Origin of the sequence: Curtobacterium sp. PhB136 (genome assembly GCF_004346855.1) — a bacterium.
Lineage (GTDB): Bacteria > Actinomycetota > Actinomycetes > Actinomycetales > Microbacteriaceae > Curtobacterium.
Map to the genome: position 1 here is coordinate 1,092,879 of NZ_SMGH01000004.1, position 24,815 is coordinate 1,117,693.

Here is a 24,815-nt window from a genome sequence, read left to right on the forward strand (position 1 = left end):
CATCGTCGTCCGGGTTGGTCCTGGGATCGAACTTTCGGTTGATCTCCTCCGGATGCCTGCTCCGTACGCTGGTGGTGCCATGGCACACAGCACGCTCACCCCGGTCTTCGTGGGGCTCCGGACGGGGCTGCACGTGCTCTTCTCCGTGCTCACCGTCCTGGTCGTGGTGCGGGTCCTCGTCGATCGTGGCCCGTCGATGTGGATCGCCCTCACGCTCACCGTGGTCTTCGCCGCGGCCTACGTCGCCGGTGGCCGCGTGGCGCGTGCGGGACCACGCTGGCGCACCGTTGCGAGCGCGAGCTGGATCGGTGCACTCACGGTGGTCTGGATCGCGCTCCTCGTCCTCGTGCCCGAGGCCGCCTACCTGGTGTTCCCGCTCTTCTTCCTCTACCTCCACGTACTCCCGGGCGTCGTCGGCCCCGCGGCGGTGGTCGTGGCAACCGGGGTCGCGATCGTGGCGCTCGGGGTCCACGGCGGGTTCACCGTGGGCGGTGTCGTCGGGCCGCTCGTCGGTGCCGGCGTGGCGCTGCTGATCGGGCTCGGGTACCGTGCGCTCGCCCGTGAAGCCGTCGAACGCGAAGAGATCGTCGCGCGACTCATCGCCACCCAGGGCGAGCTCGCGGCGACCCAGCACGAACAGGGCGTCCTCGCCGAGCGGTCGCGGCTCGCACGCGAGATCCACGACACCGTCGCGCAGGGCCTCTCGAGCATCCAGATGCTCCTGCACGCCGCCGAACTGGCCGACGGGGAGCGCCCGGGGATCGAGCACATCCGACTCGCCCGTGCGACCGCGGCCGAGGGCCTCGCCGACACCAGACGGTTCATCCGCGAGCTCTCCCCGCCGTCGCTCGACCAGGGTCTGGCCGCCGCGCTCCGCCGTCTCGCCGAGTCCTCGACGCGTGACGGCCTCGCCGTACGGGTCAGCGTCCCGGATGCCATCGACCTGCCGATGACGGCGCAGAGCGCACTCCTGCGCATCGCCCAGGGTGCCGTGGCCAACGTCGTCCAGCACGCCGGGGCGACGATCGTCCGCATCGTGCTCACCACCGATGAGCACGAAGCCCGTCTCACCGTCGCGGACGACGGGTCCGGGTTCGATCCGGTCACCGTGCAGTCCGGCGCCGGGCGGACGGACTCGTTCGGTCTGCGGGCGATGCGAGAGCGCGTCGCCCAGTTCGGCGGCACACTCGACGTCGACACCGCTCTCGGCCGGGGGACGACGCTGGTGGCGGTGCTGGAGGTGGGGACGTGATCCGGATCGTCATCGCGGACGACCACCCGGTCGTGCGGGCCGGGCTCCGTGCCCTGCTCGACGCGGCCGAGGGCATCCAGGTGGTCGGCGAAGCCGGTGATCCCGACGAAGCGGTCGAGTACGCCGATGCGTTCAGCCCCGAGCTCGTGCTCATGGACCTGCAGTTCGGGCAGTCGCTCACCGGTGCCGATGCCACGCGACGCATCCGCGCCCTCGATGCCCCGCCGTACGTCCTCGTGCTGACGAACTACGACACCGACGGCGACATCCTGAGCGCGGTCGAAGCGGGCGCGAGCGGGTACCTCCTCAAGGACGCGCCGCCGGCGGAGCTCGTGGCTGCGGTCCGCGCCGCCGCGGCGGGCGAGAGCGCACTCGCCCCGGCGATCGCCGGACGGCTGATGGAGCGGATGCGGTCGCCGCAGGTGAGCCTCTCCGGCCGAGAGCTCGAGGTCCTCCGACTCGTCGCCGACGGTGCCTCGAACGGTGACGTCGCCGCGGCGCTCCACATCCGTGACGCGACCGTGAAGTCGCACCTGGTGCACGTGTTCTCGAAGCTCGGGGTGACGTCGCGAACGGCGGCCGTCTCCACAGCCCGGAGCCTCGGGATCCTGCGCTGACCGAGTTTCCACAGATGGAATGCGCCGGACCCCACGGTGGTTAGCATGGGCGTACTCGAAAAGGGAGCCATCATGGTCGACGTTCATCGCGTCAAACTCCCCGGAGTCGGCGTGCTGCACAGCTTCTACACCGACGACGGTGGCAAGTGTGGTGTCATCACGCACCGGTCGGGGCACTCCGACCTCATCTCGTTCGCCGACGTCTCGGACGGCGCGGACAAGTCCGAGAAGGTCTCGCTCCGTCTCAGCGAGGACGAAGCGCACACGCTCGCCGAGCTCCTCGGCGGTACCCGGATCACCGAGGGCCTCGACAAGCTCGACGAGATCCCCGGCCTCTCCATCGACTGGTTCTCCGTCGACTACGACGACGCGATCGCGGGCAAGCCCCTCGGCGACCTCCACGACTCCGGCTTCATCGGCCTGACCGTCGTCGCCGTGGTCCGCGGTGACAGCGCCAACCCGGCGCCCTCGCCCGACTTCGTGGTCTTCCCCGGCGACACCATCGTCGTGGCCGGCTCCCCCGAGAAGGTCGCGAAGGCCTTCTCGTTCTACCGCAGCGGTGAGCTCGCGGCGGCAGCTGCTGCCGAGGCCCCGCCCGGAAGGTAACGCGGATGGACCTCGGTGGTGAGCTGCTGACCATCGGCGGCCTGTTCCTCATCGCCTACGTCCTCGGACGACTCGGCAAGCTCATCGGCCTGCCCGCCATCCCGATCTACATGATCGTGGGGCTCATCGCGAGTCCGCACACGCCGTGGATCGGGCTGAGCGTCGAGTCCCACACCATCGAGCTGATCGCCACCTTCGGGCTGATCCTGCTCCTGTTCAACCTCGGGCTGGAGTTCGACCAGGAGGAGTTCTACGGCAACGCCGGCAAGCTCCTGATCTCCGGCGGCACGTACGTCGCGATCAACATGGCCGCTGGGTTCGCGTTCGGGTTCTCCCTCGGCTGGGGCACGCGAGAAGCGCTCGTCATCGCGGGCATGACGGCGACCTCGTCGAGCGCCATCGTCACGAAGCTCCTCATCGAGCTCCGACGACTCGCGAACGACGAGACCCCGATGATCCTCGGTGTCACGGTGATCGAGGACGTCTTCATCGCGATCTACCTCGCGATCGTTTCCGTCGTGCTCTCCGGCGACACGAACATCTGGGGCGTGATCGGCAAGCTCGCGTTGGCGTTCGGCTTCCTCATCGTGATGTTCAGCCTGGCGCGGTGGGGCGGGAAGCAGGTCTCGCGGATCTTCGCGACCCGTGACGACGAGCTGTTCACGATCCTGTTCTTCGGCCTCGCGGTGATGTTCGGTGGCATCGGCGACCTGCTCGGCGTGACCGACGCGATCGGCGCCTTCGTCATCGGGCTGCTCTGCGGCGCCACCCGGTACCGCGACCGGATCGAGCAGCTCGCTCTGCCGATGCGCGACGTCTTCGCCGCGTTCTTCTTCGTCAACTTCGGCCTCGGCCTCGACATCTCCACCTTCGGTGAGGTCGTCTGGCCGGTCCTCGCGGCCATCGGCATGACCGTGGTGCTGAACGCCGTCGCAGGTCAGCTGGTCGCCCGGATGAACGGCTTCAACGCCCAGCAGGGCATCAACACCGCCGTCATCCTGGTGAACCGTGGTGAGTTCGCGCTGATCCTCGCGACGCTCTCGGCCGCCGCCGGTCTGGAGGCTCGGATCACCGCGTTCGCGGGCCTCTACGTCCTCATCATGGCTGTTCTGGGCCCCGTGCTCGCGTCGAACTCGGACCGGATCGGCCGCCTCGTGCTGCGTCCCGCCCGGGTGCGCAAGCTGCGTGGGCGCGAGCGCGCCGCCGCCGAGGCGGCGGCAGCGCGGAAGGCCGAGCGGGACGCCCGGTTCGCCGAGGAGATCGCCCTCGTGGAGGCTGCTGGCAGGGACGAGCGGGAGAATGTGGAACCGGAGACGACGCCCACGCCCGAACCGGAGACGGTGAGCAGCGGGACGTCGTCGGTCGAGATCCCCGCCGAGCGCCCCGAACGCCCGGCACGCCAACGCGATCCGGAGTACTGAAACGCATGTGGGCCGTTGCCCGACGACCGAGGTGGATCGCCCTGCTGTTGCTGGCGCTGGTCCTCGCTGCGGTGTTCGCTTTCCTCGGCAAGTGGCAGCTCGAACGGAGCATCGAGAACGGCAAGCCACTGCCGGCCACCACCGAGACGCGCCACGTGCTCTCGGACGTCTCGAAGCCCGAGCGCGGGGTCGGTGACAGCCTCGCCGGTCAGAAGGTGACCGTCACCGGCCGGTTCGTCGCGGGTGACACGACCGTGCTGACCGGGCGCAGCGGCGGTGGGCGCTACCAGACCGTGGGACACATGGTCGACACGGTCACCGGAGCGAGCCTCCCGGTCGTCCTCGGATGGTCCGACCAGCGCTCGGCCGCCGTCGCCGGTGGTGACCGCCTGGCCGACGGCGCGACCGTCACGGTGGAGGGCCGCTACTACCCGTCGGAGTCGCCGGACCAGGACTCCTTCACACAGGACCAGTACTCGGCCGTCGCACCCGCACGCTTCGTGAACACCTGGAAGGCCTTCGACGACCGGATGTACGGCGGGTACGTCGTCGCCGACGGCACCACTGCGTCGGCAGCCGACCTCGGCACCGTGGCCGACCGTGCCCCCACCCGGGACGTCCAGTTCGACTGGCTCAACCTCTTCTACGCGGTCGAGTGGGTCGTCTTCGCCGGGTTCGCCGTGTTCCTCTGGTGGCGCTTCGTGAAGGACGCCTGGGAGCGCGAGAACGAGGACGAAGAGGTCCTCCTCACGCGACGGTAGGATGGCCGATATGGCTCTGACCGTCCGAACCCGCGACATCCCGAAGATCCCGGGCGCGGTGAAGTGGTACCGCGTCTCGGCGTACATCACCGGTGTGCTCCTGCTCGCCCTGGTGATCGAGATGGTCATCAAGTACACGCCGCTGCACCTCGAGATGCAGCTCGGCGGGGGCGCGTTCTTCGTGCCGGAAGGCACGGCGGGCAAGGACCCGGGCACGTTCAACCTGTCGATCGGCATCCTCATCGCCCACGGCTGGCTGTACGTGCTGTACCTGTTCACCGACTTCCGTCTGTGGAGCATCATGCGCTGGAAGCCGATCCGCTTCCTGCTCATCGCCCTCGGGGGCATCATCCCGTTCATGTCGTTCGTGGTCGAGCACCGCATGCAGAAGATCGCCATGGACACCTACCGCGAGCTGACCGCGCAACAGGCGCGTGAGAAGGAGGCCGCTCGGTGAGCGAGACCGAACAGCGCCCCGTCCTGGTCGTCGACTTCGGAGCACAGTACGCGCAGCTCATCGCTCGCCGCGTCCGTGAAGCGAACGTCTACAGCGAGATCGTCCCGCACTCGATCTCCGCGGAGGAGATCCGCGCGAAGGACCCCGCAGCCATCGTGCTGTCCGGTGGCCCGTCGTCCGTCTACGAGCAGGGGGCACCGGCCCTCGACGGCGAGATCCTCGAGCTCGGCGTCCCCGTCCTCGGCATCTGCTACGGCTTCCAGGCCATGGCCACCGCACTGGGCGGCACCGTCGCGAACACCGGGCTCCGGGAGTACGGCGCGACCGACGTCTCCGTGACGGGGACCGACAGCGTCCTGCTCGGTGGACAGCCGGCGTCCCAGACCACGTGGATGTCGCACGGCGATTCCGTGTCCGAGGCCCCGGCGGGCTTCGAGGTCCTGGCGTCCAGCTCGTCGACCCCCGTCGCTGCCTTCGCCTCCGACGAGCGCAAGCTCTACGGCGTGCAGTGGCACCCCGAGGTCAAGCACTCCGCGTTCGGCCAGGCCGTGCTCGAGAACTTCCTGCACCGTGCTGCCGGGCTCCCCGGCGACTGGAACTCGGCGAACGTGATCGAGGAGCAGGTCGCCCGGATCCAGGCGCAGGTCGGCTCCTCACGCGTGATCGCCGGGCTCTCCGGTGGCGTCGACTCCGCCGTCGCCGCCGCGATCGTGCACAAGGCCGTCGGCGACCAGCTCACCTGCGTCTTCGTCGACCACGGGCTCCTCCGCGCCGACGAGCGCAAGCAGGTCGAAGAGGACTACGTCGCCTCGACCGGTGTCCGCCTCGTCACGGTCGACGCCGAGCAGCAGTTCCTCGACGCCCTCGCCGGCGTGAGCGACCCGGAACAGAAGCGCAAGATCATCGGGCGCGAGTTCATCCGCACGTTCGAAGCGGCGGCCGAGGCACTCGTCCTCGAGGCCCGCGCGGACGGCGACGAGGGCGAGGTCAAGTTCCTCGTGCAGGGCACCCTCTACCCGGACGTCGTCGAGTCCGGCGGTGGTGCCGGTACCGCGAACATCAAGTCGCACCACAACGTCGGTGGCCTCCCGGAGGACATGACGTTCGAACTCGTGGAGCCGCTCCGCACCCTGTTCAAGGACGAGGTCCGCGCCGTCGGCCGCGAGCTCGGCCTGCCCGAGGTCATCGTCGGGCGCCAGCCGTTCCCCGGCCCCGGACTCGGGATCCGCATCGTGGGAGAGGTCACCGCCGAGCGGCTGTCGCTGCTGCGTGAGGCCGACGCCATCGTGCGCGCCGAGCTCACCGCCGCCGGCCTCGACCAGGAGATCTGGCAGTGCCCGGTCGTCCTGCTCGCCGACGTCCGCTCCGTGGGGGTCCAGGGTGACGGCCGGACGTACGGGCACCCCATCGTGCTCCGTCCGGTCTCGTCCGAGGACGCCATGACCGCGGACTGGACGCGCCTGCCGTACGACGTGCTCGCGAAGATCTCGAACCGCATCACGAACGAGGTCAAGGACGTCAACCGCGTCGTGCTCGACGTCACGTCGAAGCCGCCGGGGACGATCGAGTGGGAGTGAGCGCCTGACGCTCCCGGAGGCCCGTCGAGCTGCGCTCGGCGGGCCTTCGTGCGTCCGGCCGTGCGCGTCCGGGTGGGGCAGCGCGGGCATGACGAAGGGCCCCGGCGTACTCGCCGGGGCCCTTCGCGTTCGTGCGGGCGCTGCGCGCCCTAGCTGCGCTGGCTGCTCGCGATGATGGCGAGGATGCGCAGGATCTCGAGGTAGAGCCAGACGAGCGTCACGATGAGGCCGAACGCTGCCGTCCACCCGTAGATGCGCGGTGCGCCGCGCTGGACGCCGGTCTTGATCTGGTCGAAGTCGAGGATGAGCGAGTACGCGGCCATGATGACCACGAAGATGCCGATGACGACGCCGAGCGGGATGCCGAAGATCGTCGTGCCGAGGAGTCCGAACGCGGTGCTGGTGACGCCCGTCCACATGAGGACGAGGTTCACGAGCGAGAACGCCATGTACCCGACGATCGCGACGAGGAAGAACTTGGTCGCCTTCGGGGTCGCGCGGACCTTGCCCGACGTGAACAGCAGGAGCGTCACGAAGAACACGCCGAGGGTGCCGAAGACCGCCTGCGTGACGATGCCTTCGAACGCGCTGTTGTAGTAGCCGGAGATGCCGCCGACGAAGAGTCCTTCGAAGAACGCGTACGCCAGCACGAGGCCCGCGGACGGCTTCTTCTTGAAGGTGTTCACGAGCGCCAGCACGAAACCGATGAGCGCGCCGGCGATCCACACGACCGGAGGGAGGTTCCAGCCGGCCACCGCACCGACGACCAGCACGCCGAACGCCACGAGCGTCTTGATGATGGTGTCTTCGTACGACATGCGGTCCGTGTCGACGGTGTTCGCCGACGGACGGTCGTACATGTGCTGCAGCTGCTCGGGTGTCATGCCCGCCGACTGCTGGGGGGTCTGGCCCCATCCGGTCCGCTGCTGCGAATTGGCGCCGGCGCCCCAAGCGTTCCGGCCCGCGTCGTTGAAGGCGGGGGACTGATCGAAACCGGGCTTGAAAGCCATGGTGTCCTCGTGATTCCTCTGGATTCGGGTCGTCGAGCGGGAACGTGGACCGTTCCTTCGCGTCCTCTCAGCCTAGGTGGGCATCGCGCCGGAAGGCTGAGGATTCGCGGCGAGCGGACGCCGGTGCTGCCACCGGTGCCTGCACTCTACGGGCACGCGCTGCGCGGCGGATCGGCGGGCGTCGGGAGTTCGCCGAGGGCACGTCGGGCGGCTTCGGGCGGTAGAGCCAGGTGACGAGCGCGACCGAGATCGTCATGAGGAGCAGCCATGCGACGATCTTCGTCGGGGCGACGGGGTGCCACGCGGCTTGCTGGGCCGGGTAGGTCCACGCGCCGGCCCAGGTCGCGACGTTCTCCGCGATCCAGATGAACACCGCGACGAAGGCCATCGCGACGAGCAGTGGCATCCGGAGCGTGGCGCGGTGCACCCGGGCGTGCAGGGTGGTCCGGGCGAAGAGGAGCACGACCGCGCCGAGCAGCAGGTACCGGGCGTCCCACACGAAGTGGTGCGCGAAGAAGTTCCCGTAGACCCCGCCGGCCACGAGCGCGGTCCACCACTGCCGCGGGTACCGCTCGAAGCGCAGGTCGAACAGGCGGTACACGCGGACCATGTACGACCCCACCGCGCCGTACATGAACCCGGAGAACAGCGGTACCCCGGCGATGTGGAGCACACCGCCGCCGTCGTAGGACCAGGAGCCGACGTCGGTCTTGAAGACCTCCATCACGGTGCCGACCACGTGGAAGAGCAGGACGACGCGGAGCTCGCGGAACGTCTCCAGCCCGAACGCCAGCATCCCGACCTGGATCAGGACCGCGGCGATCGTCAGGGCGTCGTTCCGGGCGAGCGGTGCATCCTCCGGCCACGCGAGCCGTGCGGTCGCGATGACGAGGAGCAGTGCGGCGCCGAACGTGCACGCCCACGCCTGCTTCGCCCCGAACACGAGGAACTCCGTCACGAACACCCGGGCCGGGCTGCGCGGCTGCCGGCCGGCGTCGAGGACCCGGCGAGCCGCGCGCTCGATGCGGTACTCGACGGCGGTGGAGAGGGATCGGTCGGCCATGACGGGATGCTCGCGCCGGGACCTGGGACCGGAGTCGCTCAGTCCTCCACATGTGCCCTCGGACACACGCCCCTCCACACCCGGAACCGAGGGTTGACACGAGTAAACCCGCGTCAGCACAATGGAACAGCAACGACGCACCCCGGCAGAAGGAGCCAGCATGACGTTCACCCTCGGCATGGTCGGAGCAGGCCAGTTCGCCAGCCACTTCGCGACCCTGTTCGACAAGCACCCCGGCATCTCGGCGGTGTACGCCACGGACGTCATCCCGGAGCGCGCCGACCAGCTCGTCGACGAACTCGCCCTCGCGGGGACCTTCCCGAGCCTCGACGCGATGCTCGCGAGCCCCGACGTCGACGCGGTCGCGATCTTCACCCAGCGCTGGACCCACGGGCCGCTCGTGCTGCAGGCGCTCCGCGCGGGCAAGCACGTGTACTCCGCGGTCCCGATGGCCGTGGCCGTCACCGAGATCGAAGCGATCATCGCGGCGGTGCAGGAGACCGGCCTCACCTACATGATGGGGGAGACCAGCCAGTACAACCCCGCGACGGTCTTCGCGCGGCAGAAGGCCGAGCAGGGCGCCTTCGGCCGGGTGTTCTACGCCGAGGGCGACTACGTCCACGACATGGACCTCGGGTTCTACGACGCCTACAAGTACAGCGGCGGCGACGACTGGAAGGCCACCGCGAGCTACCCGCCCATGTGGTACCCGACGCATGCCATCGGCGGCGTCCTCGGAGCCGTCCCGCGGCACGCGACGAGCGTCAGCTGCATCGGCGTGCACGACGACCGCGGCGACGGGGTGTTCGACACCGACGTCAGCATGTTCGACAACGACTACTCGAACATGACCGCGCTGTTCGAGCTCGACGGCGGCGGCTCGATGCGCATCAACGAGTTCCGCCGTGTCGGGTTCCCGTCGTACATCCGTGAGAGCCGGTTCCGCTGGTTCGGCACCGACGGCAGCTTCGAGCAGCTCGTCACGAACTCCGTCTGGCAGGACCGCGACGGCGTCACGGACGTCTCCGAGGAGATCGCCACTCGTCCGACCATGGACGAAGACGACCCGCGCCTCGCCGACGTCTCGCCCGCGCTCCGCAGCTCCTTCGTCTCCGGGCACGCCCCCGTCCACGACTCCCTGACGGGTCGCCTGCCCGCGGAGTTCGACTTCGCGCCCAACGGGCACGAAGGCTCGCACCAGCTCCTGGTGGACGACTTCGTCACCGCGGTGAACGACGGCGTCCTGCCCCCGGTCAACGCCTGGCAGGCCGCGCGGTACACGCTGCCCGGCCTGATCGCGTTCGAGTCCGCTCGTCGGGACGGCGAGCGCCTGCCGATCCCGGACCAGGGCGATGCGCCCGTGGCCGTCGGGGAGCGCCTGCCCGTCGCCGACCGGGTGTCATGATCGACCGGTGACCGATCGAGCGAGCGGGCGACCGAACGAGGAGCCGAGCGGGCGACCGAACCAGGAGCCGAGTGGGCGACCGAACGAGGAGCCGAGCGGGCGACTGAACGAGACACCGACGGGTGAACGAGCGCGTAAACCCACCCGGCGGGACGTCGCTCGGCTCGCCGGGGTGTCCGACGCGGTCGTCAGCTACGCCCTGAACGGCGGCGCGCCGGTCGCCCCGGAGACCAGGCGGCGCGTCCTCGCCGCGGTGGCCGAACTCGGGTACCGCCCCAACCAGGCCGCACGGGCACTCCGGTCGGGATCGGCGCGCACACTCGTGCTCGCCGTCCCCGACCGAGAAGACCCGGTGTTCGCCAACCCGTTCTTCGCCGAGTACGCGGCGGCGATCGAGTCTGCAGCGCGCGAGCGTGGCTACGCCCTGTACTCGACGGCGACGAGCTTCGAGCCGGACGGCATCCGCGCCCGGTTCGAGGAGTTCGCCGCCCGGATGGTCGACGGCGTGCTCGTGCTCTCGAGCGGCGCGGTCGACCGGTCCGCGATCGACCCGGTGGGGCTCCCGTGGGTCGACCTCAACGTCTCCGCGGCACGTGCGGGTGTCGCGAGCGTCGGCACCGACCTCCGCTCCGGGGCGGAGCTGGCAACGCGGCACCTGCTGGCCCACGGACGGAACCGGATCGCGTTCGTCGGCCAGCCCGACGCGGGAGAAGCCCGCCACCGTGGATGGCGAGATGCGTGTGCGGGGCAGGGCGTGCCTCCAGGCCGGGTGTTCGACGGCGGCTACACCCGGGAAGGCGGCTACGTGGCGGGCCTGCAGATCGCCGACGAGGGCGACGGCACGGCCAGCGGCGCCGGCGCCGGCGAGGCGGGTCGGCCGGACGCGGTCTTCGCGGCCTCCGACCGCACCGCGGTCGGCCTGCTCCGCGCGTTCCACGAACGCGGCGTCCGCGTCCCCGAGGACGTCGCCGTGGTCGCGTTCGACGGCTCGTGGGAAGCCGAGTACACGTGGCCGCCCCTCACGACCGTCCGGCAGCCCATCGAGTCCATGGCGGAAGCCGCGGTCCGACGTGTGCTCGACGGCACCGCACCGGACCACGAGGAGTTCCCGCCGGAACTCGTCGTCCGAGCCTCGTGCGGCCGGCACGACACCCCACCCCAGTAGGGTCGGCCGCATGACCCTGGTGATCGCCCACCGAGGTGCCTCCGGGTACCGGCCCGAGCACTCGCGCAGTGCGTACGAACTCGCGATCGACCTGGGCGCCGATGCGATCGAACCGGACCTCGTCCCCACGAAGGACGGCGTCCTGGTGCTCCGGCACGAGAACGAGATCTCGGGCACGACCAACGTCGCCGACCACCCCGAGTTCCGCGATCGCCGCACGACCAAGCGGATCGACGGCGCCCAGCTGACCGGCTGGTTCACCGAGGACTTCACGTGGGACGAGCTCAGCACGCTCCGGACCCGTGAGCGACTGCCGGAGCTGCGCCCGCGGTCCGCTTCGCACGACGGCGAGGACCCGATCCTGCGGCTGGAGGACCTGCTCGCGATCCTCGACGCCGCTCCGCGCCCGGTCGGCCTCGTGGCCGAGGTGAAGCACGCGACGTACTTCGACGGGATCGGGTACCCGATGGGAGCGCTCGTCGACGCCGCCGTCGGGGACGCGGGTTGGCGCGACGACGACCGACTGACGTTCGAGTGCTTCGAGAAGGGGGTGCTCCGCGACCTCCGCGCGCGTGGTGCGGGTGGCCGGCTCGTCTACCTCCAGGAGGCCCGTGGCAGCGCCGCGGACGAGGTCGCCGCCCACGGGTCCGCAGCTCCGAGCTACGCCGCCGAACGCACCGACCCGGCGCTGGCGACGCTCGCCGCGGAGTTCGACGGGATCAGCCTCCCCGTCGGCACGGTGATGGCGGGAACCGATCCGGTCCGCGTTGACGATCCGCGGCCGGTCCGGTCGGACGTCGTCGATCGTGCGCACGCCGCCGGGCTCGCGGTGTTCACTTGGACGCTCCGTCCGGAGAACCGGTTCCTGCCGGCGCCGCTCCGTCGTGGCGGCGAGGTCGCGGGACACGGGGACTGGGAGCGGTGGTTCACCTCGATCATCCGGACCGGTGTGGACGGGGTGTTCGCCGACCACGCCGACCTCGCGGTCCGCGCACGTTCGCTCGTCGAGGACGGGACCGCCGGTGTCGGGGGCCCGGCCTAGACTGTCCCGGACATGACGATCGTGCTCGACCCATTCGACTCGACGCCCGAGCCGGGTGCCGGGAACCGCCCCTACGAAGACCCGTTCACCGCCGGTCTGAACCCCCAGCAGAAGGAAGCGGTCGAGTACCGCGGCGAATCCCTGCTGATCGTCGCCGGCGCCGGTTCCGGCAAGACGAGCGTGCTCACGCGCCGCATCGCGCTGCTCCTGGCGAACCGTGAAGCCTGGCCGTCGCAGATCCTCGCGATCACGTTCACGAACAAGGCCGCCGCCGAGATGCGCGAGCGCGTCCGTGCCCTCGTCGGGCAGGCGTCGGAAGGCATGTGGATCTCCACGTTCCACTCGGCGTGCGTGCGGATCCTCCGACGCGAAGCCGAGCGGTTCGGGTTCCCGCAGTCGTTCACCATCTACGACTCCGCGGACTCGCGTGCGCTCCTGAAGCGGATCATCAAGGACCTCGAAGCGGACACCCTCGGGTTGACCGTCGGCGCTGCGGCGTCCAAGATCTCGAAGCTCAAGAACGAGCTGCAGGACATCGACTCGTACGCGCGGAACATCAACGCGAACGATCCGCAGGAAGTCATGTTCACCGAGGTCTTCCGGCGCTACACGAACGAGCTCCGCCGGGCCAACGCGTTCGACTTCGACGACCTCATCGGTCAGACGGTGTTCCTGTTCCGGGCGTTCCCGGAAGTCGCAGCGCTCTACCAGCGGCGATTCCGCTTCATCCTGGTCGACGAGTACCAGGACACCAACCACGCGCAGTACTCCCTGATCCGCGAGCTCACTCGTCCGGTGCCGGTTGAGCAGGTGGACCGGCTCGAGGACGAAGGGCAGCACGTCGCCCGCATGCGCGAAGCCGACGGATCGATCGCGGGTGCCTCGCTGACGGTCGTCGGTGACTCGGACCAGTCGATCTACGCCTTCCGTGGCGCGGACATCCGGAACATCGTCGAGTTCGAGCGGGACTTCCCGAACTCGAAGGTGGTCCTCCTCGAGCAGAACTACCGCTCGACGCAGAACATCCTCGACGCGGCGAACGCCGTCATCGCGAACAACTTCGACCGGCAGGTGAAGAACCTCTTCACCGAGGTCGGCGCGGGCGACAAGATCGTCGGGTTCACGGGCTACACCGGCCACGACGAAGCCCAGTTCGTCGCGGACGAGATCCAGCGCCTGCACGAGGACGGCATGGACTACCGCGACATGGCGGTGTTCTACCGGACCAACTCGCAGACCCGTGCGCTGGAGGAGATCTTCATCCGCGCGGCGATCCCGTACCGGGTGCTCGGCGGCACGAAGTTCTACGAGCGTGCGGAGATCAAGGACGCGATGGCGTACCTGATCACCGTCGCGAACCCCGCGGACCCGATGGCGCTCCGCCGCGTGCTGAACGTGCCGAAGCGCGGGATCGGTGCCGTCACCGAGACCACGCTGCAGCGCTACGCCGACGACCACGACGTCACGATGCGCGAGTCCCTGCGGCACGCCGACGAGCTCGGTTTCGGGCCGAAGGTGCGGAACGCGATCACCTCGTTCGCGGCGCTCCTCGACGAGGTCTCGGCGAAGGCCGCCGACCAGCCGGTCGTGGACACCCTGACGCAGCTGCTCGACGGCTCCGGGCTCCTCGAGCAGCTCCGGAAGTCGCCCGACGCGCAGGACGCCGCCCGCGCGGACAACATCGACGAACTCGTCGCGGTGACGCGCGAGTTCCAGAAGAACAACCCCGACGGCACCCTCAGCGACTTCCTGACCGAGGTCTCGCTGGTCGCTGCGGCGGACGAGCTCGACGACTCGTCCGGCACGGTGTCGCTCATGACGCTGCACACCGCGAAGGGCCTGGAGTACGACGCGGTGTTCCTCACCGGCGTCGAAGAAGACCTCCTGCCACACCGCATGTCGGCGAACGAGCCGGGCGGCCCCGCCGAGGAACGCCGGCTCTTCTACGTCGGCATCACCCGAGCGAAGAAGTCGCTCTTCCTGTCGCTGGCGATGACCCGCGCCCAGTTCGGCGACGTCAACGTGGCGATGCCGTCCCGCTTCCTGCAGGAGATCCCCGAGGGGCTCATCGAGTGGAAGCAGTCCCCGGGCATGGCGAACAGCCGCGGCGGCACGCAGCCCCGGGCGCTCAACGCCAAGCGCGACGGCGCCGGTGGTGGGTACGGTGGTGGCGGCGGTGGCTACCGCGGTGGTGGCGGCGGCTGGGGCGGCGGCTCGTACGACCGCGCGGCCGCTGCGGCGAAGACCCGTCCGAAGACCGAGTGGGCGAACCGGGTGTCCGGGCAGGTCCGCGACAACGGCGACATGGAGCTCGCACCCGGCGACCGCATCAAGCACGTCGACTTCGGCGAGGGCACCGTCTCGGCGGTGACCGGTCAGGGTGCCAAGCGCATCGCGGAGATCGCGTTCGACTCGGCGGGCCGCAAGAAGCTCCTCATCAAGATCGCTCCGATCGAGAAGCTCTAGCCGACCTCACCGGACCAGTCGCACGGCCTCCATCGGGTGCGGCCCGAGGTGCTCACGCTTGGCCGCGCCGTCGCGAAGGAACCCGTTGCGCCGGTAGAACGCCTCGGCGCGGGGGTTGTCGTCCGCCATCCAGAGGTACGCGGGAGCGTCGCCGACTGCTCCGTCGAGCAGTGCTTGGCCGGCACCCGAGCCGTACGCCGCTGCCAGGACGTAGATGCCCTCGAGCTCGCGGTCGCGGGGTGCAGTCGTGTCGCGCCCGCTGCCGGCGGATGCCCACCCGATGACGGCATCGCCGATCGTGGCGACGAGCACGTCGGTCTGCGGGTCCGCGATGATGCCCCGCCATCGTTCGGCCCGGGCGTCGACGTCCAGGGCTGCCAGGAACGACGGGGGCAGCAGGTGCGCGTACGCCTCCCGCCACGCGGTGACGTGCACGTGGGCGATCGCCGCGGCGTCGGCACTGGTCGCCCGACGCACTGCGGGTCCGTTCCCTCGCTTCACCCGCTCATCCTCTCGCGTTTCGGTGATGCGACGCCGCGGTTCTGACCGGCGGCGCACTACCGATTCCCGCTCGAACCACGGTCGTCCGTGGTTCGAGCGGGTATCGGTAGTGCGACGCCGAAGCGCACCGCCGGCGCCGCACCGCCGGCGCCGCACCGACGCCGGCGCCGCACCGACGCCGGTGCCGCACCGCCGCCGCCGCACCGCCGCCGATGGTCGAGCTGGCCGATCGCGCGGAGCTCGCCCCGCGCCGGGACGCGCCCGCTACGGCTGCAGCACCGCGGACGTCCAGCCGTCGGCGGTCCGGCGGTACTGCAGGCGTCGGTGCATGCGGTCGCGGCTGCCGTGCCAGAACTCCACGGACGTCGGCTCGAGCCGCCACGCCCTCCACGACGCCGGACGCGGCACGTCCTCCGACTCCTCGAGCAGTGCGTTCGCATCGTCGATGAGGTCCTGGAACGAGCCCTCGAGCGGCGCCGACTGGGCGGCGACCGCGGTGGCCGCGCGCGACTTGGGCGACCGGGCGCTGAACAGCTCGTCGGACTCCTGGTCGGAGAGCTGTACGACGACGCCCTCGAACCGCAGCTGCTGCATGGTCTCCCGCCAGTAGACCTGGAGTGCTGCGGCCGGGCTCGCGGTGAGTTGCTGCCCCTTCGGGCTCTGGCTCGACGACCCGAACACCAGTCCGCGGTCGTCGATCGACTTCACGTCGACGGTGCGGGCACTCACGGCTCCGTCGGCCGCGGTGGCCAGGGTCATCGACATCGGCTCGGACACGTCCCGAGCGTTCGCGACCCAGGTGCGCGCGACGTCGAGCGGCGAGGCGGGCGGGTCGTCGAGCTCGGGGAACGCGAACGAGGAGTCGCCGGAGAGCGGAGCGGAAGCCATGTCCCCAGCCAACCCCTAGCGCCTGGTGGCGTACCGACGCATCGCGCGGAGCAGCAGCGGACCGGGGAGCCGGAGCAACGCGCCCGGCACGACGGCCCGGATCTGACGCACGAACCGGACGGTGCGGGCGTACCGCGCCTGCTCGCGCGGGCCCCACGCGAACCCGTACTGCGCGCGTACGACGTCCGGCAGCATCCCGACCGTGACGATCCGCACGAGCGGCATCGCCGCCCGCACCCACAGGGGAGCGAACCGGGGGTGCAGGAGGTCGCGGACGACTCCGCGCGCGTCGTCGGTGACCCGGAGCGTCCCGAGCGTCGCGGTCCAGTACGCGTCGAACGCCGCGACGGTCGAGGGCCACCGGGAGGCCGGGACACGCAGCGCGACGCCGAGTGGCGCGTAGGCGTCGAGCACCCGCTGCGCCAGTCCGGGCGGGACGGGGACGCCGAACTCCTCGTGCGCCCGGAGCGCGGAGTCGTAGAGGGTCGCCGCGACCCAGAGCTGGCGGTCGACGTCGTCCGCGCCGGCGACGGCCGTGTGCGCGCGGTTCACGAAGGACGTCGCGATCGCCGCGTCCGACGGCGTCCCGACCACGACGGCGTACACGTACATGAGCGTGTGGGCGAGCCGCTGCTGTGGCCGCCGGGCGAAGTCGGAGTGCCGTCGCACGCCGGCGGCGACCACCGGGTCCGCGATCTGCAGCAGGATGGCGCGCCCACCGGAGATGACGGGCGTGCTGTCCGCGAGGAAGTGCGCGAGGTCGGTTTCCCGACCCGACGACGGACTGGAGGCTCGGCGCACGTCCGGCGCCGAGCCTCCAGTCCGTCCGTTGGTCACGGCACCAGTGTGCCGGACCGGACCGCCGCTCAGAGCGGCTTGGTCCCGAGGTCGCCGCCGAGGTCGGGGCGTTCAGTGTCGTCGTCGTGTTCCCAGAGGTCGGCGCTGCCCTCGCGCGGGGCGCCACCGGTGGGGCCGTCGTCGGTGCCGTCACCGACCTGCGGCTCGACGGTCTCGCCGGCGACCGCGTCGTTGGTGACGGTCTCGAGCGACTCCTCGGCCTCGTCGACCTCGTAGGGACCGACGTGTTCGCGGTCGATGTCGTCGTCGCGGCGCTCCTGGGAGTCGAAGTCGTCGACGGGGCTGATGCCGGGATCGGACATGGTGTTCCTCCTGGTGGTCGTGGTGTCGGGGGTACGGGTGGTCAGGCGCTGACGAAGTGCACGTCGGACCGGTCGAGCTGGAGTTGCTCGGCCAGGCCCTTCTCGTCGGTGGCGCCCCAGCGCTCGGCGATCTTGCCGTCGCGGAACTTCGAGACCTGGATGCCGCGGACGGTGAACGTGCGCCCGGTCGGCTGGTGGCCCTGGAACGGGCCGGTGTGCGTACCGCGGATCGTGAAGACCGCGGTGATGAAGTCGTCGGTCACGACGAGCGGGTCCGGCTCGAGCGTGAGGTCCGGGAACGCGGTCGTGAACTGCGTCCAGAAGTCGACGATGCCGGCGAGTCCGGGAGCCTGGTCCGGTGCCGGGTCGTGGTCCACCACGTCCTCGGCCCAGACCTCGCCGAAGCGGTCGAACGCTCGCTGCTCGAGGAGTTCGCCGAGTCGTTCCTGTGCCTGCTGGTTCTCTGACGCCGTCATGTGCGCTCCTTCCGTGGGGTGGTTCCTGTGTACGCCGCAGCGGTCGGTGGCTCCTCAGCCGTCCGTCTTGTCTCGACGTCCATGTGTCGGCGCTAGGCTGGTCGGCGGCCGTTGTCTCGACATCGAGCGACCCTCGACGTCGAGCGCTGCGACCTGCGAAACCGATGCCGACGCACGACACCGTGCGGGAAGAAGAACAGCGTGGATCTTTTCGAGTATCAGGCCAGGGACCTCTTCGAGTCCTACGGCGTCCCCGTCCTCCAGGGGATCATCGCCGACACCCCCGAGGAGGCGAAGGCCGCCGCCGAGAAGATCGGTGGGGTGGTCGTCGTCAAGGCGCAGGTGAAGGTCGGTGGCCGCGGCAAGGCCGGCGGCGTGAAGGTCGCGAAGACCCCCGACGAGGCGTTCGAGCACGCGAAGGCGATCCTCGGCCTCGACATCAAGGGCCACACCGTCCAGCGCGTGATGATCGCCCAGGGTGCCGACATCGCCGAGGAGTTCTACTTCTCCGTGCTGCTCGACCGCGCCAACCGCTCGTACCTCTCGCTCGTCAGCGTCGAGGGCGGCATGGAGATCGAGCAGCTCGCGGTGGAGAAGCCCGAGGCGCTCGCCCGCGTCGAGGTCAACCCGCTGACCGGGATCAACCAGGAGGCCGGCGAGGCCATCGCGCGCCAGGCCGGGTTCCCGGACGAGCTCGTCAGCCAGGTCGCCGGCGTGTTCGCGAAGCTCTACGACGTCTTCGCTGGCGAGGACGCGACCCTCGTCGAGGTGAACCCCCTCGTCCGCACCGGCGACGGGCAGGTCCTCGCCCTCGACGGCAAGGTCTCCCTCGACGAGAACGCCGACTTCCGCCACCCGGAGCACAAGCAGCTCGAGGACACCGCGAGCGAGGACCCGCTCGAAGCCAAGGCGAAGGCCCACGGCCTCAACTACGTCAAGCTCGACGGCGAGGTCGGCGTGATCGGCAACGGCGCGGGCCTGGTGATGTCGACGCTCGACGTCGTCGCCTACGCCGGTGAGCGCCACGGCGGCGTGAAGCCCGCCAACTTCCTCGACATCGGCGGCGGCGCCTCGGCAGAGGTGATGGCCAACGGCCTCGACGTCATCCTCGGCGACCCGCAGGTCAAGAGCGTGTTCGTCAACGTCTTCGGCGGCATCACCGCCTGCGACGCCGTCGCGAACGGCATCGTCGCCGCCCTCGGCATCCTCGGCGACGCTGCCACCAAGCCGCTCGTCGTCCGCCTGGACGGCAACAACGTGGAAGAGGGTCGCCGGATCCTGCGCGACGCGGCACACCCGCTCGTGACGATCGCCGCGACCATGGACGATGCGGCCGAGAAGGCCGCCGAGCTCGCCGCGGCCGCGGCGTAAGGAGCGCTCAGAACAATGTCGATCTTCCTCAACAAGGACTCCAAGGTCATCGTCCAGGGCATCACCGGCGGCGAGGGCACCAAGCACACCGCGCTCATGCTCAAGGCCGGGACGCAGGTCGTGGGCGGCGTGAACGCCCGCAAGGCCGGCACCACCGTCACCCACGGTGACGTCACGCTGCCGGTGTTCGGCTCCGTGCGCGAGGCCATCGACACCACCGGTGCCGACGTCTCGATCGTCTTCGTCCCGCCGGCGTTCGCGAAGGACGCCGTGATGGAGGCCATCGACGCCGAGATCCCCCTCGTCGTCGTCATCACCGAGGGCATCCCGGTGCAGGACTCCGCGGAGTTCTGGGCGCACGCGAAGGCGCTCGGCGAGAAGACCCGCATCATCGGGCCGAACTGCCCCGGCATCATCACCCCGGGGGAGTCGCTCGTCGGCATCACCCCGGCGACGATCACCGGCAAGGGCCCGATCGGCCTCGTCTCCAAGTCGGGCACCCTGACCTACCAGATGATGTACGAGCTCCGTGACCTGGGCTTCTCCACCGCCATCGGCATCGGCGGCGACCCGGTGATCGGCACCACGCACATCGACGCGCTCGCCGCGTTCGAGGCCGACCCCGAGACCGAGGCCATCGTGATGATCGGTGAGATCGGTGGCGACGCCGAGGAGCGTGCCGCCGACTACATCAAGGCGCACGTCACGAAGCCGGTCGTCGGGTACGTCGCGGGCTTCACCGCCCCCGAGGGCAAGACGATGGGCCACGCGGGCGCGATCGTGTCCGGCTCGGCCGGCACCGCCGAGGCGAAGAAGCAGGCGCTCGAGGCGGCCGGCGTCAAGGTCGGCAAGACGCCGTCCGAGACGGCGGCGCTGCTGCGCGAGGTGGTCGCCGCTCGCTGAGCGGATCACGGCTCCACAGGAGCCAGCCGGGAGGCTCGGTGCGGGTTCCGCGCCGAGCCTCCCGTCGTTCGCGGTGCGGGGCACGTATCCTCGCTGCGATGAACCGCCTGGGAACCGCTCTGCTCGCCGCGATCGAGGCGGTCGTGACGGTCGGCGTCGGTGTCGGCCTCGTGCTGGTCCCGCTGACGCTCCTCTGGGGCTTCGAGTACGGGCTGCAGGTCGACTGGGACGTCTTCTGGAAGGCCGCCGGCAACATCTGGCTCGTCGGCCACGGGGTCGACGTCACGTTCGTGCTGAGCGCCGCCGCCGCGAAGGCGTCCGGGGTCAGCGGGGCTGCCGCCCCGATCTCGATCACGCTCGCAGCGCTCGGGTTCGCCGTCGTCACGGCCTGGCTCGGCGCACGAGCCGGGCGTCGCTTCGCCGAGACGGAGCACCGCGTCACCGGGATCCTCGTCGGCACCGCCGCCGTCGCGCTCCTCGGCCTCGGCCTCGGCCTGTCCGCCACGTCCTCCGCGTCGCACCCCACGCTCTGGCAGGCGATCGTGTTCCCAGCGCTCTGGTTCGGCGTCCCCGCACTCGTCGCCGCCGAGGTCTGCCGCCGTCGACGCTCGATGCCCGCGGACGCGGTGACCGGTCGCGTGCTCGACCAGGTGCACCGCATCCCCGAGGTCTGGCGTGCCGTCATCGGCTTCGGGCTCCGCGCCGGGACCGCCGCCACCGCGATGGTCGTCGCCGTCGCGGGGATCGTCGTCGGGTTCCTGCTGCTCGGGTCCTTCGCCGAGGTGATCACCCTGTACGAGCGCTCGCACGCCGGGGTAGTCGGCGGGATCTCGCTGACGATCGGGCAGCTGGCGTTCCTGCCGGACTTCGTCGGTTGGGCCACCGCGTGGCTCGTCGGCCCCGGGTTCGCGATCGGGACGGGATCGAGCGTCTCGCCGATCGGCACGACGCTCGGCCCGATCCCCGGCATCCCGGTGTTCGGCGCGCTGCCGTCCTCCGGTCACACCTTCGGCCTGCTGTGGATCCTCGTCCCGGTGCTCGCCGGGTTCGCGGCCGGCGGACTGCTGCGACCGCGGCTCGTGCGGGTGCTCGGCGCTGCTGACAGCGCGCTCCTCCGTGCGTCCGCCGGAATCGCGACCGGCATCGTCGCCGGCGTGCTCACCGGCGGTGTCGCGTGGCTGTCGTCGGGGTCCTTCGGGCCGGGGCGTCTCGCCGACGTCGGGCCGCATGCCCTGGTCGTCGGGTCACTCGCCGCGCTCGAGGTCGGTGTGCCCGCGATCGTGGCGCTCGCGATCGGGCAGGACCTCGTGCGGATGCCCGAGCGGTCCTGGACGCGTGAACGCTGGCACGAGACCGAGGACACCGAGACCGCAGCGGCCGCGGCGTCCGTCGAGGCCGAGGGGTCCCTCCTCGACGCGCTCGACCGCGCCGGCGCCGGGCGCACCACCGACGTGCACCGCTTCGTCGTCGACGAGGCGCACCACCCCGTCACCCGCGCCGACGACCACACACCGGACGCGGACGACACCGACCACGCACCGGACGCGGTCGACACCGATCACGACGTACGGCTGCCGGACTGGGCGCGGACCGGCGCTCCCGCGGTGCCGGCGAACGCGGACGCCTCCCGCACCCCGGAGACCGCCGGCCGGGTCGGGAGCATCCGCGAACGACTCCGTGGGGCGGCGGACGGCGTGCGCGACGGCGTCCGAGACCGCGCCGACGGCCTCAAGAGCCGGGCCGACGGCCTGAAGAACCGCGCGGAGAGCCTCCGCGAGCGGGTCACGGGTTCCGACGCCGAGCGCCCGGACGCCGCGCCCGACGACCGCCCGGACCGGCACCGCCCGGAGCGCCCCGACGTCGCGGGTGCCCGGATCGACGAACAGCCCGCCTTCCCCTGGAGCACGGAGGAGTTCGTGGCCGGCCGCGACGACGTCGACGACGAACCCGTCGTCACCCCGCCCGCCGCACCCGCCGGGAAGCGCTGGGACGCCACCGACCAGATCCCCGAGGAGGAGCTGCCCTGGTGGCGCCGTCCCAAGGGCGACCGGTGACGGGCGTCGCACCGCTCGACCGCCGCTAGGCTTGACCCGTGCTCGAACTGGTCGTCCTGATCTCCGGTACCGGCTCGAACCTCCGAGCCCTGCTCGAAGCGACCCGTGACGCCGAGTACCCCGCCCGTGTCGTCGCCATCGGTGCCGACCGTGACGCCGAGGGCCTCGGTCTCGGCGAGGAGTACTCGATCCCGACCTTCACGGTCCCGTTCTCCCGCTTCGACTCCCGCGCCGAGTGGGGTCAGGCGCTCGCCGAGCAGATCCGGCCCTGGTCGCCCGACCTGCTGGTGTTGTCCGGCCTGATGCGCCTGCTGCCCCCGGCCGTCGTCTCCGAGTTCGGTCCCGCGATCATCAACACCCACCCCGCGTACCTGCCCGAGTTTCCGGGCGCGCACGGTGTCCGCGACGCCCTCGCCGCCGGGGTCGAGCAGACCGGCGCGAGCGTCATCAAGGTCGACGACGGCGTCGACAGCGGCCCGATCCTGGCGCAGGAGCGGGTCCCCGTCCTGCCCGGCGACTCCGAGTCGACGCTGCACGACCGCATCAAGCCCGTCGAGCGGCGCCTGCTCATCCAGACCATCCTCGACATCGCCAACGGACACACCGACCTGAAGGGCACCACGAGCGCATGAGCGTCCACGCCGCCGACCCCAGCCTCTACCGCGACCGGGACGTCGTGCCCGTGCGCCGCGCCCTCATCTCGGTGAGCGACAAGTCCGGCCTGCTCGAGCTCGCCGGTGCCCTCGCCGACGCCGGTGTCGAGGTCGTGTCGACCGGCTCCACGGCCCAGACCATCCGCGACGCCGGGTACGCGGTGACCGACGTGTCGAGCGTCACGGGCTTCCCGGAGTCGCTCGACGGCCGCGTGAAGACGCTGCACCCGTCCGTGCACGCGGGGCTCCTCGCCGACCTCCGCCTCGAGTCGCACGAGCAGCAGCTCGCGGGCCTCGGCATCGAGCCGTTCGAGCTCGTCGTCGTGAACCTCTACCCGTTCGTCGAGACCGTGGCCTCGGGCGCCGACACCGCGACCGTCGTCGAGAACGTCGACATCGGCGGCCCGGCGATGGTCCGTGCCTCCGCGAAGAACCACCCGAACGTGGCGATCGTCGTGTCCCCGGGCTCCTACGCCGAGGTCGTCGAGGCGGTCCGTGCCGGTGGCACCACGCTCGAGCTCCGGAAGCGCCTCGCCGCACAGGCCTTCGCGCACACCGCCGCGTACGACACCGCGGTGGCGTCGTACTTCGCGAGCGACGTGGCCGCGGCCGCGGCAGCCCCGAGCGCGGCGGGCGACATCGCGACCCCCGGCACCTTCGACGAGCACCTGTCGTTCGGCGCCGACCTGGCCGCGACCCTCCGCTACGGCGAGAACGCGCACCAGGCCGCGGCGCTGTACACGTCCGCCGAGGGCACCGGCATCGCCCAGGCGACGCAGCTGCACGGCAAGGAGATGTCGTACAACAACTACGTCGATGCCGACGCAGCGGTCCGCGCCGCGTTCGACTTCGCCGAGCCGGCCGTCGCGATCATCAAGCACGCCAACCCCTGCGGCATCGCGGTCGGTGCAGCGGACGCCGCCGACCCGATCGCCTCCGCGCACGCCGCCGCGCACGCCTGCGACCCGCTGTCCGCGTTCGGTGGGGTCATCGCCGCGAACCGTCCCGTGACGGTGGCGATGGCCGAGACCGTGAAGGACATCTTCACCGAGGTCGTCGTCGCACCGGGCTTCGACCCCGAGGCGCTGGAGATCCTCTCCCGCAAGAAGAACATCCGCCTGCTCACGCTCCCGGCGGACTTCGCGCTCGCCCCGCGCGAGGTCAAGCAGATCTCCGGCGGCTTCCTCGTGCAGGACGCCGACCGTTTCACCGGCTTCGACCAGTCCACGTGGAGCCTCGTCTCGGGCGAGCCCGCGGACGACGCCACCCTCGCCGACCTCGCATTCGCGTGGAAGGCGTCCCGTGCCGTGAAGTCGAACGCCATCCTGCTGGCGAACGGCGGCGCGAGCGTCGGTGTCGGCATGGGCCAGGTCAACCGCGTCGACTCGTGCCACCTCGCGGTGAACCGGGCCGGCGAGCGTGCGGCCGGTTCGGTCGCCGCGTCGGACGCGTTCTTCCCGTTCGCCGACGGCCTGCAGGTGCTGCTCGACGCCGGTGTCCGCGCGGTGGCGCAGCCCGGCGGCAGCGTCCGTGACGACGAGGTGATCGCCGCGGCGAAGGCCGCCGGCGTCACGATGTACTTCACGGGCGAGCGTCACTTCTTCCACTGATTCGAGCAATTGCCGGAAACCTGTTGCGCCCTGTGACGTGCTGTGAATAGTCTGTAAGGCTCCGCGACAGGCAGCCGACGACTCTCCGGGGTCGGCGGCACCGCGGACACAACGGTGACGAAGACGACGACTGGAGTGACGATGGACAACATGACCGGAACCGTGGCGACGGCCGCCCGCGCAGGTCTCGTGTCCGTCGTGGGGACCGCTCCCGCTCCGCGACCCCGCCGGGCCGCGGCCGCCGCCTAGCCAGGCCGTCTCCCACGGCCTCGCGGCGTCGCACCACCACGGCGACCGCGAACCACCCGCCTGAACCCGGGGGACGAGTGTCTCCCGGTGCCTACCGGCCCGACCGAC

At 70.7% G+C, this 24,815-nt stretch carries 23 protein-coding genes; 16 read left to right on the top strand and 7 right to left on the bottom strand.

Annotated elements, in window-relative coordinates:
- The first annotated feature begins 79 nt into the window (after positions 1-79).
- From EDF27_RS05310 to guaA, 7 genes are read left to right on the top strand one after another with little or no spacing between them, the layout of a single operon-like run.
- Complete coding sequence (locus tag EDF27_RS05310) at positions 80-1,252, top strand: sensor histidine kinase (RefSeq protein WP_132047617.1); 1,173 nt, start codon at positions 80-82, stop codon at positions 1,250-1,252.
- Positions 1,249-1,869, top strand: a complete 621-nt coding sequence (locus EDF27_RS05315; RefSeq protein ID WP_132047619.1) for a response regulator transcription factor — start codon at positions 1,249-1,251, stop codon at positions 1,867-1,869. Before EDF27_RS05310 ends, EDF27_RS05315 begins: the two co-directional genes overlap by 4 nt.
- A gap of 45 nt (positions 1,870-1,914) precedes the next feature.
- Positions 1,915-2,475: a TrkA C-terminal domain-containing protein gene (locus EDF27_RS05320; RefSeq protein WP_243698202.1), complete on the top strand. Its 561-nt coding sequence runs from the start codon at positions 1,915-1,917 to the stop codon at positions 2,473-2,475.
- 5 nt (positions 2,476-2,480) lie between these two features.
- A complete protein-coding gene (locus EDF27_RS05325) occupies positions 2,481-3,896 on the top strand; it encodes a cation:proton antiporter (protein WP_123654770.1) in 1,416 nt (471 codons plus the stop codon).
- Between the two features lie 5 nt (positions 3,897-3,901).
- Positions 3,902-4,657 (top strand): SURF1 family cytochrome oxidase biogenesis protein, encoded by a 756-nt coding sequence (locus EDF27_RS05330; protein WP_132047621.1) that lies wholly within the window; start codon positions 3,902-3,904, stop codon positions 4,655-4,657.
- 10 nt (positions 4,658-4,667) lie between these two features.
- Positions 4,668-5,114 carry a DUF3817 domain-containing protein gene (locus tag EDF27_RS05335; RefSeq protein ID WP_132047623.1) on the top strand — a complete coding sequence of 149 codons (447 nt, stop codon included), beginning with the start codon at positions 4,668-4,670 and terminating at the stop codon, positions 5,112-5,114.
- Positions 5,111-6,691 carry a glutamine-hydrolyzing GMP synthase gene (gene guaA / locus EDF27_RS05340; RefSeq protein WP_123654767.1) on the top strand — a complete coding sequence of 527 codons (1,581 nt, stop codon included), beginning with the start codon at positions 5,111-5,113 and terminating at the stop codon, positions 6,689-6,691. The genes EDF27_RS05335 and guaA overlap by 4 nt, the downstream gene beginning before the upstream one ends.
- A 149-nt stretch (positions 6,692-6,840) precedes the next feature.
- Here guaA and EDF27_RS05345 read toward each other — a convergent pair whose 3' ends face one another.
- Together EDF27_RS05345 and EDF27_RS05350 are read right to left on the bottom strand one after the other, a co-directional pair.
- Positions 6,841-7,701: a Bax inhibitor-1/YccA family protein gene (locus EDF27_RS05345; protein ID WP_123654766.1), complete on the bottom strand. Its 861-nt coding sequence runs from the start codon at positions 7,699-7,701 to the stop codon at positions 6,841-6,843.
- Between the two features lie 67 nt (positions 7,702-7,768).
- Complete coding sequence (locus EDF27_RS05350; RefSeq protein WP_132047625.1) at positions 7,769-8,764, bottom strand: DUF817 domain-containing protein; 996 nt, start codon at positions 8,762-8,764, stop codon at positions 7,769-7,771.
- 160 nt (positions 8,765-8,924) lie between these two features.
- Between EDF27_RS05350 and EDF27_RS05355 the strand changes: the two genes are divergently transcribed.
- The 4 genes from EDF27_RS05355 (at position 8,925) to EDF27_RS05370 (ending at position 14,842) form a co-directional block, all read left to right on the top strand.
- Entirely contained in the window at positions 8,925-10,169 is a 1,245-nt protein-coding gene (locus EDF27_RS05355; protein ID WP_123654764.1) for a Gfo/Idh/MocA family oxidoreductase, read from the top strand.
- Between the two features lie 103 nt (positions 10,170-10,272).
- Positions 10,273-11,334, top strand: a complete 1,062-nt coding sequence (locus tag EDF27_RS05360) for a LacI family DNA-binding transcriptional regulator (RefSeq protein WP_132047820.1) — start codon at positions 10,273-10,275, stop codon at positions 11,332-11,334.
- A gap of 10 nt (positions 11,335-11,344) precedes the next feature.
- On the top strand, positions 11,345-12,376 hold the full coding sequence (locus tag EDF27_RS05365) for a glycerophosphodiester phosphodiesterase family protein (protein WP_132047627.1): 1,032 nt from the start codon (positions 11,345-11,347) through the stop codon (positions 12,374-12,376).
- Positions 12,377-12,388: 12 nt separating this feature from the next.
- The gene (locus EDF27_RS05370; protein WP_132047629.1) at positions 12,389-14,842 is read left to right on the top strand and encodes a UvrD-helicase domain-containing protein; all 2,454 of its coding nucleotides are present in this window, start codon (positions 12,389-12,391) and stop codon (positions 14,840-14,842) included.
- Positions 14,843-14,848: 6 nt separating this feature from the next.
- Here the strand turns inward: EDF27_RS05370 and EDF27_RS05375 are convergent, their stop codons facing one another.
- From EDF27_RS05375 to EDF27_RS05395, 5 genes are all read right to left on the bottom strand, one after another.
- The gene (locus tag EDF27_RS05375; protein ID WP_243698204.1) at positions 14,849-15,343 is read right to left on the bottom strand and encodes a GNAT family N-acetyltransferase; all 495 of its coding nucleotides are present in this window, start codon (positions 15,341-15,343) and stop codon (positions 14,849-14,851) included.
- A gap of 264 nt (positions 15,344-15,607) precedes the next feature.
- Positions 15,608-16,231 (bottom strand): pyridoxal 5'-phosphate synthase, encoded by a 624-nt coding sequence (locus EDF27_RS05380; protein ID WP_132047631.1) that lies wholly within the window; start codon positions 16,229-16,231, stop codon positions 15,608-15,610.
- 15 nt (positions 16,232-16,246) lie between these two features.
- The gene (locus tag EDF27_RS05385; RefSeq protein ID WP_165931363.1) at positions 16,247-17,068 is read right to left on the bottom strand and encodes an oxygenase MpaB family protein; all 822 of its coding nucleotides are present in this window, start codon (positions 17,066-17,068) and stop codon (positions 16,247-16,249) included.
- Between the two features lie 29 nt (positions 17,069-17,097).
- Positions 17,098-17,391, bottom strand: coding sequence for a hypothetical protein (locus tag EDF27_RS19595; RefSeq protein ID WP_165931364.1), 294 nt, complete (start codon positions 17,389-17,391; stop codon positions 17,098-17,100).
- A gap of 41 nt (positions 17,392-17,432) precedes the next feature.
- Positions 17,433-17,867 carry an ester cyclase gene (locus EDF27_RS05395; protein ID WP_123654759.1) on the bottom strand — a complete coding sequence of 145 codons (435 nt, stop codon included), beginning with the start codon at positions 17,865-17,867 and terminating at the stop codon, positions 17,433-17,435.
- A 201-nt stretch (positions 17,868-18,068) separates the two neighbouring features.
- Here EDF27_RS05395 and sucC point away from each other — a divergent pair, with 201 nt between their 5' ends.
- The 5 genes from sucC to purH all read left to right on the top strand — a co-directional run bounded on the left by sucC (position 18,069) and on the right by purH (position 24,458).
- Complete coding sequence (sucC, locus tag EDF27_RS05400) at positions 18,069-19,238, top strand: ADP-forming succinate--CoA ligase subunit beta (protein WP_132047637.1); 1,170 nt, start codon at positions 18,069-18,071, stop codon at positions 19,236-19,238.
- A gap of 15 nt (positions 19,239-19,253) precedes the next feature.
- On the top strand, positions 19,254-20,141 hold the full coding sequence (sucD, locus tag EDF27_RS05405; protein ID WP_123654757.1) for a succinate--CoA ligase subunit alpha: 888 nt from the start codon (positions 19,254-19,256) through the stop codon (positions 20,139-20,141).
- Between the two features lie 98 nt (positions 20,142-20,239).
- Complete coding sequence (locus tag EDF27_RS05410; protein WP_132047639.1) at positions 20,240-22,195, top strand: DUF6350 family protein; 1,956 nt, start codon at positions 20,240-20,242, stop codon at positions 22,193-22,195.
- A 38-nt stretch (positions 22,196-22,233) separates the two neighbouring features.
- Positions 22,234-22,827, top strand: a complete 594-nt coding sequence (gene purN / locus EDF27_RS05415; protein ID WP_123654755.1) for a phosphoribosylglycinamide formyltransferase — start codon at positions 22,234-22,236, stop codon at positions 22,825-22,827.
- Positions 22,824-24,458: a bifunctional phosphoribosylaminoimidazolecarboxamide formyltransferase/IMP cyclohydrolase gene (gene purH, locus EDF27_RS05420; RefSeq protein WP_123700845.1), complete on the top strand. Its 1,635-nt coding sequence runs from the start codon at positions 22,824-22,826 to the stop codon at positions 24,456-24,458. Before purN ends, purH begins: the two co-directional genes overlap by 4 nt.
- Positions 24,459-24,815: the final 357 nt, after the last annotated feature.